General features: G+C 72.1%; 12 protein-coding genes. 5 read left to right on the top strand and 7 right to left on the bottom strand.

The window, feature by feature from the left end:
- Position 1: 1 nt before the first annotated feature.
- The 6 genes from gnd to tkt are packed head-to-tail and all read right to left on the bottom strand — an operon-like array spanning position 2 to position 8,375.
- The gene (gnd, locus tag ADK65_RS34015; protein ID WP_053675039.1) at positions 2-886 is read right to left on the bottom strand and encodes a phosphogluconate dehydrogenase (NAD(+)-dependent, decarboxylating); all 885 of its coding nucleotides are present in this window, start codon (positions 884-886) and stop codon (positions 2-4) included.
- A gap of 1 nt (position 887) precedes the next feature.
- The gene (gene pgi / locus ADK65_RS34010; RefSeq protein ID WP_053675038.1) at positions 888-2,540 is read right to left on the bottom strand and encodes a glucose-6-phosphate isomerase; all 1,653 of its coding nucleotides are present in this window, start codon (positions 2,538-2,540) and stop codon (positions 888-890) included.
- Positions 2,533-3,468 carry a glucose-6-phosphate dehydrogenase assembly protein OpcA gene (gene opcA, locus ADK65_RS34005; RefSeq protein WP_053675036.1) on the bottom strand — a complete coding sequence of 312 codons (936 nt, stop codon included), beginning with the start codon at positions 3,466-3,468 and terminating at the stop codon, positions 2,533-2,535. Before opcA ends, pgi begins: the two co-directional genes overlap by 8 nt.
- Positions 3,465-5,138: a glucose-6-phosphate dehydrogenase gene (gene zwf, locus ADK65_RS34000; RefSeq protein WP_053675034.1), complete on the bottom strand. Its 1,674-nt coding sequence runs from the start codon at positions 5,136-5,138 to the stop codon at positions 3,465-3,467. Before zwf ends, opcA begins: the two co-directional genes overlap by 4 nt.
- A complete protein-coding gene (tal, locus tag ADK65_RS33995; RefSeq protein WP_053675208.1) occupies positions 5,135-6,280 on the bottom strand; it encodes a transaldolase in 1,146 nt (381 codons plus the stop codon). The genes zwf and tal overlap by 4 nt, the downstream gene beginning before the upstream one ends.
- A 19-nt stretch (positions 6,281-6,299) precedes the next feature.
- Positions 6,300-8,375 carry a transketolase gene (gene tkt / locus ADK65_RS33990; RefSeq protein ID WP_053675032.1) on the bottom strand — a complete coding sequence of 692 codons (2,076 nt, stop codon included), beginning with the start codon at positions 8,373-8,375 and terminating at the stop codon, positions 6,300-6,302.
- 166 nt (positions 8,376-8,541) lie between these two features.
- Here tkt and ADK65_RS33985 point away from each other — a divergent pair, with 166 nt between their 5' ends.
- Positions 8,542-9,423 (top strand): helix-turn-helix domain-containing protein, encoded by an 882-nt coding sequence (locus ADK65_RS33985; protein WP_107092450.1) that lies wholly within the window; start codon positions 8,542-8,544, stop codon positions 9,421-9,423.
- A 51-nt stretch (positions 9,424-9,474) separates the two neighbouring features.
- Here ADK65_RS33985 and ADK65_RS33980 read toward each other — a convergent pair whose 3' ends face one another.
- Entirely contained in the window at positions 9,475-10,869 is a 1,395-nt protein-coding gene (locus tag ADK65_RS33980; protein ID WP_053675028.1) for a glycoside hydrolase family 16 protein, read from the bottom strand.
- 249 nt (positions 10,870-11,118) lie between these two features.
- Between ADK65_RS33980 and ADK65_RS33975 the strand changes: the two genes are divergently transcribed.
- The 4 genes from ADK65_RS33975 to ADK65_RS33960 all read left to right on the top strand — a co-directional run bounded on the left by ADK65_RS33975 (position 11,119) and on the right by ADK65_RS33960 (position 15,099).
- On the top strand, positions 11,119-11,628 hold the full coding sequence (locus tag ADK65_RS33975; protein WP_053675026.1) for an SRPBCC family protein: 510 nt from the start codon (positions 11,119-11,121) through the stop codon (positions 11,626-11,628).
- Entirely contained in the window at positions 11,621-13,240 is a 1,620-nt protein-coding gene (locus ADK65_RS33970; protein WP_053675024.1) for a phytoene desaturase family protein, read from the top strand. The genes ADK65_RS33975 and ADK65_RS33970 overlap by 8 nt, the downstream gene beginning before the upstream one ends.
- Before the next feature lie 49 nt (positions 13,241-13,289).
- The gene (locus ADK65_RS33965) at positions 13,290-14,171 is read left to right on the top strand and encodes an SDR family oxidoreductase (protein ID WP_053675022.1); all 882 of its coding nucleotides are present in this window, start codon (positions 13,290-13,292) and stop codon (positions 14,169-14,171) included.
- Between the two features lie 76 nt (positions 14,172-14,247).
- The gene (locus ADK65_RS33960; RefSeq protein WP_053675020.1) at positions 14,248-15,099 is read left to right on the top strand and encodes an oxygenase MpaB family protein; all 852 of its coding nucleotides are present in this window, start codon (positions 14,248-14,250) and stop codon (positions 15,097-15,099) included.
- The last annotated feature ends 22 nt before the right edge of the window (positions 15,100-15,121 follow it).

The raw sequence follows: 15,121 nt of genomic DNA, 5'->3' as shown, positions 1-15,121 counted from the left end.
CCTACGCCTTCTTCGCGGACTCGACGGCGTGGCCGCCGAACTGGTTGCGCAGCGCCGCGATCATCTTCATCTGCGGCGAGTCGTCCTGCCGGGAGGCGAACCGGGAGAAGAGGGAGGCGGTGATCGCGGGCAGCGGCACGGAGTTGTCGATCGCGGCCTCCACCGTCCAGCGTCCCTCACCGGAGTCCTGGGCGTAACCCCGCAGTTCCTCCAGGTGCTCGTCCTCGTCCAGCGCGTCGACCGCCAGATCGAGCAGCCAGGAGCGGATGACGGTGCCCTGCTGCCAGGAGCGGAACACCTCACGGACGTTGTCCACCGAGTCCACGGCCTCCAGCAGCTCCCAGCCCTCGGCGTAGGCCTGCATCATCGCGTACTCGATGCCGTTGTGGACCATCTTGGCGAAGTGCCCGGCCCCGACTTTGCCCGCGTGGACGTAGCCGTACGGGCCCTCCGGCTTGAGCGCCTCGAAGATCGGCAGCAGCCGGTCGACGGTCTCCTTCTCTCCGCCGACCATCAGGGCGTAGCCGTTCTTCAGGCCCCACACGCCGCCGGAGACGCCCGCGTCGACGAAGCCGATGCCGCGCTTGGCCAGCTCCTCGGCGTGCTTCTCGTCGTCCGTCCAGCGGGAGTTGCCGCCGTCGACCACCGTGTCGTAGGGCTTCAGCAGGCCCGCGAGCTGGTCGATGACGTGCTGGGTGGGCTCGCCGGCCGGGACCATGACCCAGACCGTGCGAGGCGCTTCCAGCTGGTTGACGAGGTCGGCCAGGCTGCTCGCGTCCGACTTCTCGGGATCGGTGTCGTAACCGATGACGGTGTGGCCGGCGTTGCGCAGGCGCTCGCGCATGTTGCCGCCCATCTTGCCGAGACCCACAAGACCGATCTGCATGTCAGTTCACTTCCCGAAGTTTGCGGTAGGCGGCCACCAGGGCGGCCGTGGACGGGTCGAGACCGGGGACGTCGGCGCCCTCGGTCAGGGCGGGCTCGACGCGCTTGGCGAGCACCTTGCCGAGTTCGACGCCCCACTGGTCGAAGGAGTCGATGTTCCACACGGCGCCCTGCACGAACACCTTGTGCTCATAGAGGGCGATCAGCTGGCCGAGGACCGACGGGGTCAGTTCGGTGGCCAGGATCGTCGTGGTGGGGTGGTTGCCCCGGAAGGTGCGGTGCGGCACCTGCTCCTCGGGCACGCCCTCCGCGCGCACCTCCTCGGCGGTCTTGCCGAAGGCGAGAGCCTGCCCCTGCGCGAACAGGTTGGCCATCAGCAGGTCGTGCTGCGCCTTCAGCTCGTCGCTCAACTCGGCGACGGGCCGGGCGAAGCCGATCAGGTCGGCGGGGATGAGCTTGGTGCCCTGGTGGATCAACTGGTAGTAGGCGTGCTGCCCGTTGGTGCCGGGCGTGCCCCACACCACCGGCCCGGTCTGCCACTCCACCGGGTTGCCGTCGCGGTCGACCGACTTGCCGTTGGACTCCATGTCGAGCTGCTGGAGGTAGGCGGTGAACTTCGACAGGTAGTGGCTGTAGGGCAGGACGGCGTGCGACTGGGCGTCGTGGAAGTTGCCGTACCAGATGCCCAGCAGGCCCAGCAGGAGCGGGGCGTTGGCCTCGGCGGGGGCGTTGCGGAAGTGCTCGTCGACGATGCGGAAGCCGTCGAGCATCTCCCGGAAGCGGTCCGGGCCGATCGCGATCATCAGGGACAGGCCGATCGCGGAGTCGTACGAGTAGCGGCCGCCGACCCAGTCCCAGAACTCGAACATGTTGTCGACGTCGATGCCGAAGCCGGCGACCTTCTCCGCGTTGGTCGACAGCGCGACGAAGTGCTTCGCCACCGCCTTCTCGTCGCCGCCCAGGCCCTTCAGCAGCCAGGAACGCGCGGAGGTGGCGTTGGTGATCGTCTCGATCGTGGTGAACGTCTTGGACGCGACGATGAACAGCGTCTCCGCCGGGTCCAGGTCGCGCACCGCCTCGTGCAGGTCCGAGCCGTCCACGTTCGACACGAAGCGGAACGTCAGATCCCGGTCGGTGAACGGACGCAGCGCCTCGTAGGCCATCGCCGGGCCGAGGTCGGAGCCGCCGATGCCGATGTTGACGACGTTGCGGATGCGCCTGCCGGTGTGGCCGGTCCACTCCCCGGAGCGCACCCGGTCAGCGAAGGCGGCCATCTTGTCGAGCACGGCGTGCACGGCCGGGACGACGTTCTCGCCGTCGACCTCGATCACGGCGTCCCGCGGGGCGCGCAGCGCGGTGTGCAGCACGGCCCGGTTCTCGGTGGTGTTGATCTTCTCTCCGCGGAACATGGCGTCCCGCAGCCCGAACACGTCGGTGGCCGCGGCCAGCTCCTGCAGCAGGGCCAGTGTCTCGTCGGTGACCAGGTGCTTGGAGTAGTCGATCCGCAGGTCGCCCACCCGGACGACCATGCGCTCGGCGCGCCCCGGGTCCGTGTCGAACAGCTCGCGCAGGTCCGGCTGCGGCAGGGCGTCCCTGCGGTGGTCCTCCAGTGCGGTCCACTCGGGCCGCCGTGTGAGCAGGGGGGAGTCAGACATGAGCAGGGGTCTCCTCGGTCGCCTCGCCGTTCAGGGCGATGGCGTACATCTCGTCCGCGTCGAGGCGCCGCAGCTCCTCGGCGATCAGCTCGGAGGTCGCGCGGACCTTCAGCGCGAGGGTGCGCGAGGGCTGGCCCGGCAGGGTCAGCGTGGCCAGCGGCCCCTCGGGGCGGTCGATGACGATCTCGCCGTGCTCGGTGCCCAGGCGCACGGCGGTCACGACCGGCCCGGCGGTGACCACGCGGTCCACCCGTACGTGCAGCCGCGCCTCCAGCCAGCGGGCCAGCAGCTCGGCGGCCGGGTTCTCCGCCTCGGCCTCCACCGCCGCCGAGACGATCCGCGCCCGGGCCTGGTCCAGGGCAGCGGCCAGCATCGAACGCCAGGGCGTCAGCCGGGTCCAGGCCAGGTCGGTGTCACCGGGCGCGTAGGCGCGGACCCGGGCCTGGAGCGTCTCCAGCGGGTTCTCGACGGCGTACAGGTCGGTGATCCGCCGCTGGGCCAGCGCGCCGAGCGGGTCCTTCGAGGGCACTTCGGGGGCGTCCACCGGCCACCACACCACCACCGGCGCGTCCGGCAGCAGCAGCGGCAGCACCACCGAGTCGGCGTGCTCGGACACCTCGCCGTAGGTCCGGAGGATCACCGTCTCCCCGGTGCCCGCGTCGGCGCCCACCCGGACCTCGGCGTCCAGCCGGGAGGACTGGCGGTCGCGGGGGGTGCGGGCGTGCCGCTTGATGACGACCAGGGTGCGCGAGGGGTGCTCGTGCGAGGCCTCCTCGGCCGCCTTGATCGCGTCGTAGGCGTTCTCCTCGTCCGTGACGATCACCATCGTCAGGACCATGCCCACGGCGGGCGTGCCGATGGCGCGGCGGCCCTGCACCAGCGCCTTGTTGATCTTGCTTGCCGTGGTGTCGGTCAGGTCGATCTTCATGGCCTGCGCCAGCTCCGTCCGTCTCGTGCGAGCATCTCGTCGGCTTCCTCGGGTCCCCAGCTGCCCGAGGCGTACTGCGCGGGCCTGCCGTGCGTGGCCCAGTACTGCTCGATCGGGTCGAGGATCTTCCAGGACTCTTCCACTTCCTGGTGACGGGGGAACAGGTTGGCGTCGCCCAGGAGCACGTCAAGGATCAGCCGTTCGTACGCCTCGGGGCTCGATTCGGTGAAGGACTCGCCGTAGGCGAAGTCCATCGTGACGTCCCGGATCTCCATCGACGTCCCGGGCACCTTCGAGCCGAAGCGGACCGTCATGCCCTCGTCCGGCTGGACGCGGATGACGATCGCGTTGGAGCCGAGCTCCTCGGTGGCGGTGGAGTCGAAGGGGGAGTGCGGGGCCCGCTGGAAGACCACCGCGATCTCCGTCACCCGGCGGCCGAGGCGCTTGCCGGTACGCAGGTAGAAGGGGACGCCGGCCCAGCGGCGGTTGTCCACCTGGAGCCTGATCGCGGCGTAGGTGTCGGTCGTGGAGGAGGGGTCGATGCCGTCCTCCTCCAGATAGCCGCGCACCTTCGCGCCGCCCTGCCAGGCTGCCGCGTACTGCCCGCGCACGGTGTTCGCCCCGAGGTCCTGCGGAAGCCGCACGGCCTTGAGGACCTTCAGCTTCTCGGTGAGCAGCGAGGGGGCGTCGAAGGCGGCCGGTTCCTCCATCGCGGTGAGCGCCATGAGCTGGAGCAGGTGGTTCTGAATGACGTCCCGGGCGGCGCCGATGCCGTCGTAGTACCCGGCCCGGCCACCGATGCCGATGTCCTCCGCCATCGTGATCTGCACGTGGTCGACGTACGACCGGTTCCAGATCGGCTCGAACATCTGGTTGGCGAAGCGCAGCGCCAGGAGGTTCTGGACGGTCTCCTTGCCGAGGTAGTGGTCGATGCGGAAGACCTGCTCCGGATCGAACACGTCGTGCACGATGCGGTTGAGCTCCTCGGCCGACGTCAGGTCGTGCCCGAACGGCTTCTCGATGACCGCGCGCCGCCAGGAACCCTCGGGGGCGCTCGCCAGCTTGTGCTTCTTCAGCTGCTGGACGACCTTGGGGAAGAACTTCGGCGGCACCGACAGGTAGAAGGCGTAGTTGCCGCTGGTGCCCCGGGAGGCGTCCAGCTCCTCGACCGCGGAGCGCAGCTGCTTGAACGCCGTGTCGTCGTCGAAGTCGCCGGGGATGAACCGCATGCCCTCGGCGAGCTGCTGCCAGACCTCCTCGCGGAACGGGGTCCGGGCGTGCTCGCGGACCGCGTCGTGCACGACCTGCGCGAAGTCCTGGTCCTCCCAGTCCCGGCGGGCGAAGCCCACCAGGGAGAAGCCCGGCGGCAGCAGACCCCGGTTGGCCAGGTCGTACACCGCCGGCATCAGCTTCTTGCGGGACAGGTCGCCGGTGACGCCGAAGATGACGAGGCCGGACGGTCCCGCGATCTTGGGCAGACGGCGGTCGCGTGCGTCGCGCAGGGGGTTCTCGAAGTGGATGTCGGCGTGCTCCGTACGGGGGGCGCGACCGCTCACCCCGCTCTGTTCGACCCCCGCCGCCTCCTGCGCGGCCAGGGCCTCCTTCTCCTCCTTGGTCCCCTTGGTCTCCTGCTCGGCCGTCTGGGGGATGCCCTCGATGCCCTCGCTCATTCGGCGTCAACTCCCTCGCTGTTCAAGGACTTGGTGACCGCGTCCAGCAGCTCCTGCCAGGCCACCTCGAACTTGGCCACTCCCTCGTCCTCCAGTTGCCGCACCACCTCGTCGTATGCAATGCCCAGCCGTTCGACGGCCGCCAGGTCCGCACGAGCCTGGGCGTAACCGCCGGAGACGGTGTCGCCCTGGACGTCGCCGTGGTCGGCGACGGCGTTCAGCGTGGCCTCCGGCATGGTGTTGACCGTGCCGGGGGCGACCAGCTCGTCCACGTACAGGGTGTCCTTGTAGGCAGGGTCCTTCACACCGGTGGAGGCCCAAAGGGGGCGCTGCCGGTTCGCGCGGGCCCCGCCCAGCGCCTGCCAGCGCGCCCCGGCGAAGACCTGCTCGTACGCCTCGTAGGCGAGCCGCGCGTTGGCCAGGGCGGCCCGGCCCTTCAGGTCGAGGGCCTCCGGGGTGCCCAGCAGCGTCAGCCGCTTGTCGATCTCGGCGTCCACACGGGAGACGAAGAACGAGGCGACCGAGTGAATCGCGGAGAGGTCCAGGCCTGCCGCCTGCGCCTTCTCCAGCCCCGCCAGATAGGCGTCCATCACCTCGCGGTACCGCTCCAGCGAGAAGATCAGCGTCACGTTGACACTGATACCCGCCCCGACGACTTCCATGATCGCGGGCAGGCCCGCCCGCGTCGCCGGGATCTTGATCATCACGTTGGGGCGGTCCACCAGCCAGGCCAGCTGCCGGGCCTCGGCGACGGTCGCCCGGGTGTCGTGGGCGAGGCGCGGGTCGACCTCGATGGAGACCCGGCCGTCCCGGCCCCCGGTGGCGTCGTACACCGGGCGCAGGACGTCGGCGGCGGCCCGGACGTCGGCGGTCGTCATCATCCGGACGGCCTCGTCGACCGTCACGCCGCGTACCGCCAGGTCGGCGAGCTGCTCCTCGTAGCCGGCGCCGGAGCCGATGGCGGCCTGGAAGATGGACGGGTTGGTGGTGACGCCGACGACATTCCTCGTGGCGACGAGTTCGGCCAGGCCGCCGGACTCGATCCGCCGGCGCGACAGGTCGTCGAGCCAGATCGACACGCCCTCGTCGGACAGACGCTTGAGTGCTCCCGCGTGCGCGGTCGCTTCGGACACAGTGATCATCTTCTTTCGGACGGTCGGTTCAGCCGCGGGCGGCGGCAAGGGATTCCCGCGCGGCGGCGACGACGTTCTCGGGGGTGAAGCCGTACTCGGCGAAGAGGGTCTTGGCGTCGGCGGAGGCACCGAAGTGCTCCAGGGAGACGATGCGCCCGGCGTCTGAGACGAATCGGTGCCAGGTCAGGCCGATCCCGGCCTCGACGGAGACCCGGGCCCTGACGGACGGCGGCAGGACGCTGTCGCGGTAGGAGCGGGGCTGCTCCTCGAACCACTCCACGGACGGCATCGACACCACACGGGTGGGCACGCCGGCGGCCTGGAGAAGTTCGCGCGCGCCGGCGGCGACATGCACCTCGGAGCCAGTGGCGATGAGGATCACCTGGGGCGTGCCGCCCTCCGCCTCGAACCGCACGTAACCTCCGCGTGCCGCGTCCGGGTCCGGCTCGTAGGTGGGCACGCCCTGGCGGGTGAGCGCGAGGCCGTGCGGGGCGGGGGCGGTGCCGTGCCGCTTGAGGATCTCGGCCCAGACGACCGCGGTCTCGTTGGCGTCGGCGGGGCGTACGACGTTCAGGCCCGGGATGGCCCGCAGCGCGGCCAGGTGCTCCACCGGCTGGTGGGTCGGGCCGTCCTCACCGAGGCCGATGGAGTCGTGCGTCCACACGTACGTCACCGGAAGCTGCATCAGGGCCGACATCCGCACGGCATTGCGCATGTAGTCGGAGAAGACCAGGAAGGTGCCGCCGTAGACGCGGGTGTTGCCGTGCAGGGCGATGCCGTTCATCTCCGCGGCCATGGAGAACTCGCGGATGCCGAAGTGCACGGTGCGGCCGTAGGGGTCGGCCTCCGGCAGCGGGTTGCCCGCCGGGAGGAACGAGCTGGTCTTGTCGATGGTGGTGTTGTTGGAGCCGGCCAGGTCCGCCGAGCCGCCCCACAGCTCGGGGACGACCGGGCCGAGGGCCTGCAGGACCTTGCCGGAGGCGGCGCGGGTGGCGACGGCCTTGCCCGGCTCGAACACCGGCAGGGCGTCCTCCCAGCCCTCGGGCAGCTCGCCCTTGCTGACGCGGTCGAAGGTGGCCGCCCGCTGCGGGTTCTCGCTCCGCCAGGCGGCGATCCGCTTGTCCCAGGCGGTGTGCGCCTCGGCGCCCCGGTCCAGGGCCTTGCGGGTGTGCGCCAGCACCTCGTCGGCCACCTCGAACGACCGCTCCGGATCGAAGCCGAGGAGGCGCTTGGTGGCCGCGACCTCCTCCTCGCCGAGCGCGGAGCCGTGGGCGGCCTCGGTGTCGCGCGCGTTAGGGGCGGGCCAGGCGATGATCGTGCGCATCGCGATGATCGACGGGCGCCGCGTCTCGGCCCGGGCAGCCCGCAGCGCCGCGTACAGCGCGTGCACGTCGACGTCGCCGTCCTCCCGCGGCTCGATCCGCTGCACGTGCCAGCCGTAGGCCTCGTAGCGCTTCAGCACGTCCTCGGAGAAGGCGGTGGCGGTGTCGCCCTCGATGGAGATGTGGTTGTCGTCGTAGAGGAAGACCAGGTTGCCCAGCTTCTGGTGGCCGGCGAGCGAGGAGGCCTCGGCGGAGACGCCCTCCTGGAGGTCGCCGTCGGAGACGATCGCCCAGATGGTGTGGTCGAAGAGGGACTCGCCCTCGGGGGCCTCCGGGTCGAACAGGCCCCGCTCGTAGCGGGCGGCCATCGCCATGCCGACCGCGTTCGCGACGCCCTGGCCCAGCGGGCCGGTGGTGGTCTCCACGCCGGCTGTGTGCCCGTACTCGGGGTGACCAGGCGTCTTGGAGCCGTGCGTGCGGAACGCCTTCAGGTCGTCCAGCTCCAGTTCGTAGCCCGCGAGGTAGAGCTGGGTGTAGAGGGTCAGCGAGGTGTGGCCGGGGGAGAGGACGAAGCGGTCACGGCCGGTCCACTCGGGATCGGCGGGGTCGTGCCGCATCACCTTCTGAAAGATCGTGTAGGCGGCAGGCGCCAAGCTCATCGCCGTGCCGGGGTGGCCGTTGCCGACCCGCTGGACGGCATCCGCCGCCAGCAGTCGGGCGGTGTCGACGGCACGCCGGTCGAGTTCGGTCCATTCGAAGCTGTCCGCAGTCTGCGTGCTCATCTTCAAGAAGTCCTCGATCGGTGCGTGGTTGCTGGTCTGACGCGTTCAAAATTAAAAGTCTGACTTTTATGCCGGAAGGTCGCCGTGTGCCAGCCTGTGGTGAAAGTGGGACACCCGGCGGCAACAGGGCATGCGCATGGGGCGGGACGAGGGGTACTTGGTGGACATTGCGGACAGGACCATCCAAGGCGGCGACGGGATCGATACGTTCCCCTTCCCGGTCGAGCTCAGTGTCGGCGGCGTCGGCATGCAGGTCGCCCCGATGGGCGAGACCTGGCCGTCCGGCGTGCCGCTGGAGCGCGTGCACCGCATCGACTTCCACATCGTCCTGCTCTTCGGCGCGGGCCCGGTCCGGCACATGGTCGACTTCACCGAGCACGAGGCCGCTGCCGGTGACCTGCTGTGGATCCGCCCGGGGCAGGTCCACCGCTTCTCGCCCACCAGCGAGTACCGCGGAACCGTACTGACCATGCAGCCCGGCTTCCTGCCCCGCTCGACCGTCGAGGCCACCGGCCTCTACCGCTACGACCTGCCGCCACTGCTGCGCCCGGACCCCGCCCAACTCGCCGCCCTGCACGCCGCGCTGACGCAGCTGCGGCGCGAGTACGAGGACACGGCCACGCTCCCGCCGAGCCTGCACACCGCCGTCCTGCGCCACACGCTGACGGCGTTCCTGCTGCGGCTCGCCCACCTCGCGGCCAGTTCGCCCGAGGCGCGGCGGCAGCGGTCCGACTCGACGTTCACCCTCTTCCGGGACGCCGTGGAACGGGACTTCGCCATCAATCACAGCGTCAGCGCCTACGCCGACGCGCTCGGCTACTCCCGGCGCACCCTGGTCCGTGCCGTGCGCGCCGCGACCGGGGAGACACCCAAGGCCTTCATCGACAAGCGCGTGGTGCTGGAGGCCAAACGGCTCCTCGCCCACACCGATCTGCCGATCGGCCGGGTCGGCGTGGCGGTCGGCTTCCCCGACGCCGCGAACTTCTCCAAGTTCTTCCACCAGCACACGGACCAGACCCCGGCGGCGTTTCGCGCGGAGTTGCGCTGAGAACGGCGAAACGGGGCTCCGCGCACGCGCGAAGCCCCGTCGCACGGCTCATCAGTGCCCGAAGGCGAACCAGTTGACGTTCACGAAGTCGGCCGGCTGGCCGCTGGTGAAGGTCAGATACACGTCGTGCGTGCCCGTCACGGCGCTGATGTTGGCGGGAACGGTCCGCCACGACTGCCAGCCCCCGGTGTTGCCGACCGCGAAGCTCCCGACGGGCGCGTTGTTCCGGCTGTCCAGCCGCACCTCGACCAGCCCGCTGACGCCGCCCGCCGCTCCGCTCGCGACCCGGGCGCTGAACTGCCGGGCCGCGGAGGAGCCGAAGTCGACGCCCTTGAAGTGCAGCCAGTCGCCGTTCGCCAGTGCGCCGACGTTCCGGCCGCCGCCCGAGTCGGACGTGGTCTCGGTGATCACGCCGGACTGGCCGTCGTAGGACTCGGCCTGGATGGTGCCGTAGGCGTCGCGGTCACCGGTGGGGGGAGGCGTGGTGCCGCCGCCGGACGACAGCACCTGAACGTAGTCGACGACCATCGCGTGACCCGGCTGCGTCCCGGCGTCCGGGCCGCCGCCGAACGCGTCGGGGAAGCCGCCGCCCATCGCGACGTTCAGGATGACGAAGAAGCCGTGGTCGGTGGCGTTCTTCCAGGTCGTCGCGTCGACCTGATCGGCGCGCACCGTGTGGTAGTTGACGCCGTCGAGGGAGAAGCGGATCTCCTCGACGCTCGTCGAGCGGTCCCACTCCATCCGGTACGTGTGGAAGCCGGCCTGACAGGACGTGCCCTGGCAGGTGGTCGAGCCGCCGATGCCGCTGGTCTCGTTGCAGGGGCCGCCCGGGGAGGTGCCGCAGTGCATTGTGGCGAACACCGTGTTCATGCCCTGGGTGTTCTCCATGATGTCGAGCTCGCCGATCGCCGGCCAGTTCCAGTAGTTGCCGCGGTAGGGGCCGCCCAGCATCCAGAACGCCGGCCAGTACCCCTTGGCGGCCGCTCCGGTGACGTTCGGCACCTGGATACGCGACTCGACACGGAGTTTGCCTCCCGCCGGGGGCCGGAAGTCGGTGCGGTTGGTCTCGATCCGGCCGGAGGTCCAGTTGCCGGCGGCGTCCCGCCGGGGCGTGATGCGCAGGTTGCCGTTGCCGTCGAGCGCGACGTTGTCCGTGCTGTTCGTCATCGTCTCGATCTCGCCGGTGCCCCAGTTCGCGGGGCCGCCCGGGTAGCCCTTGCCGGTCGCGTACCGCCAGTCGGAGGTGTTGACACCGGAGCCGGCGGCGCCGTCGAAGTCGTCCACGAACAGCTGCGTCCAGCCCGAGGGGGGCGGTGGCGCGGAGGCGTTCGCGGACGGGGTGGCGACCGTGGTGGCGGCCGCCGCGATCCCGAGGGTGCCGACCACGGCGACGAACGCCCGCCGCAGCGGACCCCGTCTGGGGGAGGTGCCGGTGGTGTCGCTCATGTGGGGATGCCTCTCGGATGGGAGACGGGTGAGAACGAGCCTGAGAGCGCTCTCAAAGTGCCGTCAATGTGCTCCCCGCGCTCCGGGGCGTCAAGAGGTAAAGCCGGGATTGGTGCGGGGCGGTGCGTGAGTGCACTCCTTGAACGGGACCGCCCCGGTCCGGCCCTGCCGGGCCCCGCGCTGTTGAACAGGGGGTTCCGGGGCACTCGGGGGGCGACGGACTACCGGTCGAGGCAGCAGGAGGCATCCGTGGCCGTTCGCCATCACCTGATCCGAGTCGGCCCGGGCGCCGTGTGGGACGTCCTCGCCGACGGCGACCGCTACGCCGAGTGGGTGGTGGGCACCTCCGATTCCCACCCCGTGCGCGGACAGTGGCCACGCACCGGAGCGGCGATCCGCTACGAGGTCCGGCTCGGCCCGGTGCGGCTCGAGAACGAGACGACCGTCCGCTACTGCGACGAAGGCACCCGGCTGGAGCTGGAGGCCCACGCCGGCGCGCTCGGCACCGCGCGTATCGCCATCGAGCTGCGGCCCTGGGGCGAGCACTGCCTGGTGATCGTGGACGAGCATCCGCTGCGCGGCGCGGGTGGCCGGTTGCACAACGTCGGCTTCGAGGCGCTGATCCAGCTGCGCCACCGCGCGATGCTCGCCCGGCTGGCCAGGCTGTGCGAGGCGGAGGCGCAGGTCCCGGGCGGCACCCGCCGCGGGCTCGGCCAGGTGACGGTGGGGCGCGACGCGGGCGGAGCCCGACATGCCTGACGCCGTGGTGATCGGCGCCGGCCCCAACGGCCTGGTCGCCGCCAACGTCCTCGCGGACGCCGGGTGGCACGTCGAGGTACTGGAGGAGCAGCCCGAGCCGGGCGGCGCCGTGCGCCACGACCGGGGTGTCGACCCCGCCTTCGTCAACGATTTGTTCAGTTCCTTCTACCCCCTCGCCGCGGCATCGCCCGTCCTGGCCGGGCTGCGCCTGGAGGAGCACGGACTGCGCTGGAGCCACGCGCCCAGCGTGCTGGCCCACCCCCTCACCGACGGCGGCTGTGCCGTCCTGGACCGGAACGTCGACGCCACCGCCGCGTCCCTCGACGCCTTCGCGCCGGGCGACGGAGCCTCCTGGCGACGGCTGCACGACGTCTGGCAGGGCGTGCGCCCCGGCCTCCTGGACGCCCTGTTCACCCCGTTCCCGCCCGTCCGGGCCTCGGCGCGGCTCGCCTGGCGGCTGCGGGGCGCGGGCGGACTGCGCATGGCCCGCTCCCTGGTGCTGCCGGTGCGCCGACTGGGCGAGGAGGAGTTCCGCGGCCAGGGCGGGCGCCTGCTGCTGGCCGGCAACGCCCTGCACGCCGACCTCGCCCCCGAGTCGGCGGGCAGCGGCGGCTTCGGCTGGCTGATGACCATGCTGGGCCAGACCTACGGCTTCCCGGTCCCGGCCGGCGGCTCCGGCGCGCTCACCTCGGCCCTGGTGCACCGCCTGGAGACCCTGGGCGGCCGGGTGCGCTGCGGGCAGCGCGTGGAGCAGGTCGTCGTCCGCGGCGGGCGGGCCGTCGGCGTGCGCACGGCGGCCGGGGACGCGGTACGGGCCCGCCGGGCGGTGCTGGCGGACGTCTCGGTGCCCGCCCTGTACGGCGAGCTCCTCGACCCCGCTCACCTGCCCGCGCAGGTCCTCGACGACCTGCGGCGCTTCCAGTGGGACTTCGCCACGTTCAAGGTGGACTGGGCGCTCGACGGCCCGGTGCCCTGGCAGGCCGAGCAGGCCTCCCGGGCCGGTACCGTCCACCTGGCCGACGGCATGGACGAGCTGACCCGGTTCGCCGCGCAGATCGCCATGCGGGAGGTCCCCGACCGGCCGTTCGTGATCTTCGGCCAGATGACCACCTCCGACGCCTCCCGTTCCCCGCGGGGCACCGAATCGGCCTGGGCCTACACCCACATCCCCCACGAGATCCGCGCCGACGCCGCCGACGAGGGCATCACCGGCCGCTGGGGCACCAAGGACCAGGAGCTCATGGCCGACCGCGTCGAACGCCAGGTGGAACGCTTCGCGCCCGGCTTCCGCTCGCTGATCCGCGGCCGCCGCATTCTGGCGCCCCCGACCCTGGAGGCGCTCGACGGCAATCTCGCGGGCGGCGCCATCAACGGGGGCACCACCGCCATGCACCAGCAGCTCGTCTTCCGGCCGCTGCCCGGCACCGGCCGCCCGGAGACCCCGGTGCCGGGTCTGTACCTCGCCTCCTCCGGAGCCCACCCGGGCGGCGGGGTACACGGAGCGCCCGGAGCCAACGCCGCCCGGGCCGCCCTGCGCCGCAACCGGCCCCCCGGCCTGGCCGGCGCCCAGCGGCTCCTGGCCCGCCGCGACCGCACCGGAGCCAAGCGCTGACCCCGCCCCTTCGGGGGGAGGGGACCGGCGCCGCGAGGAAGGACAGCCCATGCGCAGCAGTCCGCTCGCCGAGCGCACCATCGTCGTCACCGGCGCCGCCCGCGGCGTGGGCGCGGCACTGGCCCGCGAAGTCGCCCGGCGCGGCGCACGGGTGGCGCTCGTCGGCCACGAGAAGACCGCCCTGGACGCGGTGGCCGCCTCACTGCCGGGCCCGGCCCTCGCCCTGGAAGCGGATGTCACCGACCTGGCCGCGCTGCAGGACGCGGCGCAGGCCGTGCGGGCCCGCTTCGGCCGTCCCTCGGCCGTGGTGGCGAACGCCGGCATCGCCGAGGGCGGCTCACTGCTGGCCTCCGACCCGGAGGCCTGGCGCCGCGTGATCGACGTCAACCTCACCGGCAGCGCCCACACCGCCCGGGCGTTCCTGCCGGACCTGCTCGACACGGCGGGCTACTTCCTCCAGGTCGCCTCCCTGGCGTCGATCGGCGCCGCCCCGCTGATGAGCGCCTACTGCGCCTCCAAGGCGGGGGTCGAGGCCTTCGCGCACTCCTTGCGGGCGGAGGTGGCGCACCGCGGGGTCGGGGTCGGCATCGCCTACCTCAACTGGACGGACACCGACATGATCCGCGACGCCGACCGGTACGCGGTCCTGCGGGAGCTGCGCCTGCACATGCCCCCGCCGGCCCGCCGCGTGTACCCGGTGGAGGTCGTCGCCGCCCGCCTGGCCGGAGGCATGGAGCGGCGGCGAACGGCCGTCTACGCCCCGCCCTGGCTGCGACTGGCCCAGCCGATACGCCCCGCCATGCCCCCGGTGGTCCTGCGGGTGGCGCGCCGCGCACTGCCCCGTCTGGAGGCTTCGGGCCCGGTCCGCTACACCGGCCCGCTCGGCGCCGGCGGCCTGGCCGACCGCGCGGCGGCCGGGGAGCGGAACTGACAGAGATTGCCCGGCGCCGGGCCCGGAGGGGTGCGGTCATGCCGGACACTGGTCAGCAGGAGAAGGGAGGCCGACCGTGCTGACCGGAGTCCGAGAACAGCTGGGCCAGGCCCTGTTCCGCCGCGTCGCGGGGCCGGGCGGGCCCACGACGCGCGCCCGTATCCACCACACGCCCGGCCCGCGCTGGTTCGGGCCGGACCGGCCGATCCGCGCGGTCCACGGCGACGCCTCGATGTTCATCGGTGGGCTGACCGCGCTGCTCCTGCAGTCGCTGCACCCCCTCGCGATGGCGGCCGTCGCCGGCCACTCCGGCTTCCGGGGCGACCCGTGGGGGCGGTTGCAGCGGACCAGCACCTTCCTCGCCGTCACGACGTACGGCACCGCCGCGGACGCCCGGCAGGCGGTCGACCACGTACGCGGCATCCACGAACGGATCCGGGGCACGACGGCCGAGGGCGTGCCGTACCACGCGGCCGACCCCCACCTGCTCGGCTGGGTGCACGCCGCCGAGACGGACAGTTTCCTGCGCGCGCACGAACGCTACGGGGCCCGGCCGCTGGACGCCGCGGGTTATGACGCCTACGTGGCCGACACCGCGCGCGTCGCCGAGGCGCTGGGAGCGGTCGACCCGCCGCGAAACCGCACCGAACTGGCCGAGCGCCTGACGGCCTACCGGCCCGAACTGCGGGCCACGCCCGAGGCCCGGGCGGCCGCCCGCTTCCTGCTGTTGCAGCCTCCCCTGCCCCTGGCCGTCCGGCCCTTCTACGGCGGGCTGGCCGCGAACGCCGTCACCCTGCTGCCGCCCTGGGCACGCGGCATGCTGTGGCTGCCCCGGGTGCCGGTCGTCGAGGACCTCGCCGTACGCCCCGCCGGCCTGGCCCTGACCCGGACCATCCGCTGGGCCATGACCCCGGCCCGGGAAGCCTGAACCGCGAAGCCTTCGCGGCCGG

The organism is Streptomyces sp. NRRL B-1140, assembly GCF_001280065.1.
Taxonomy (GTDB): Bacteria; Actinomycetota; Actinomycetes; order Streptomycetales; family Streptomycetaceae; genus Streptomyces.
This window is presented reverse-complemented; position numbering and strand designations above follow the sequence as displayed.

What these genes read in the sequence shown, in the direction of transcription:
- gnd (WP_053675039.1), bottom strand. Translation starts at nt 886, where the DNA reads ATGCAGATCGGTCTTGTGGGTCTCGGCAAGATGGGCGGCAACATGCGC.
- pgi (WP_053675038.1), bottom strand. Translation starts at nt 2,540, where the DNA reads ATGTCTGACTCCCCCCTGCTCACACGGCGGCCCGAGTGGACCGCACTG.
- opcA (WP_053675036.1), bottom strand. Translation starts at nt 3,468, where the DNA reads ATGAAGATCGACCTGACCGACACCACGGCAAGCAAGATCAACAAGGCG.
- zwf (WP_053675034.1), bottom strand. Translation starts at nt 5,138, where the DNA reads ATGAGCGAGGGCATCGAGGGCATCCCCCAGACGGCCGAGCAGGAGACC.
- tal (WP_053675208.1), bottom strand. Translation starts at nt 6,280, where the DNA reads ATGATCACTGTGTCCGAAGCGACCGCGCACGCGGGAGCACTCAAGCGT.
- tkt (WP_053675032.1), bottom strand. Translation starts at nt 8,375, where the DNA reads ATGAGCACGCAGACTGCGGACAGCTTCGAATGGACCGAACTCGACCGG.
- ADK65_RS33980 (WP_053675028.1), bottom strand. Translation starts at nt 10,869, where the DNA reads ATGAGCGACACCACCGGCACCTCCCCCAGACGGGGTCCGCTGCGGCGG.
- ADK65_RS33970 (WP_053675024.1), top strand. Translation starts at nt 11,621, where the DNA reads ATGCCTGACGCCGTGGTGATCGGCGCCGGCCCCAACGGCCTGGTCGCC.
- ADK65_RS33965 (WP_053675022.1), top strand. Translation starts at nt 13,290, where the DNA reads ATGCGCAGCAGTCCGCTCGCCGAGCGCACCATCGTCGTCACCGGCGCC.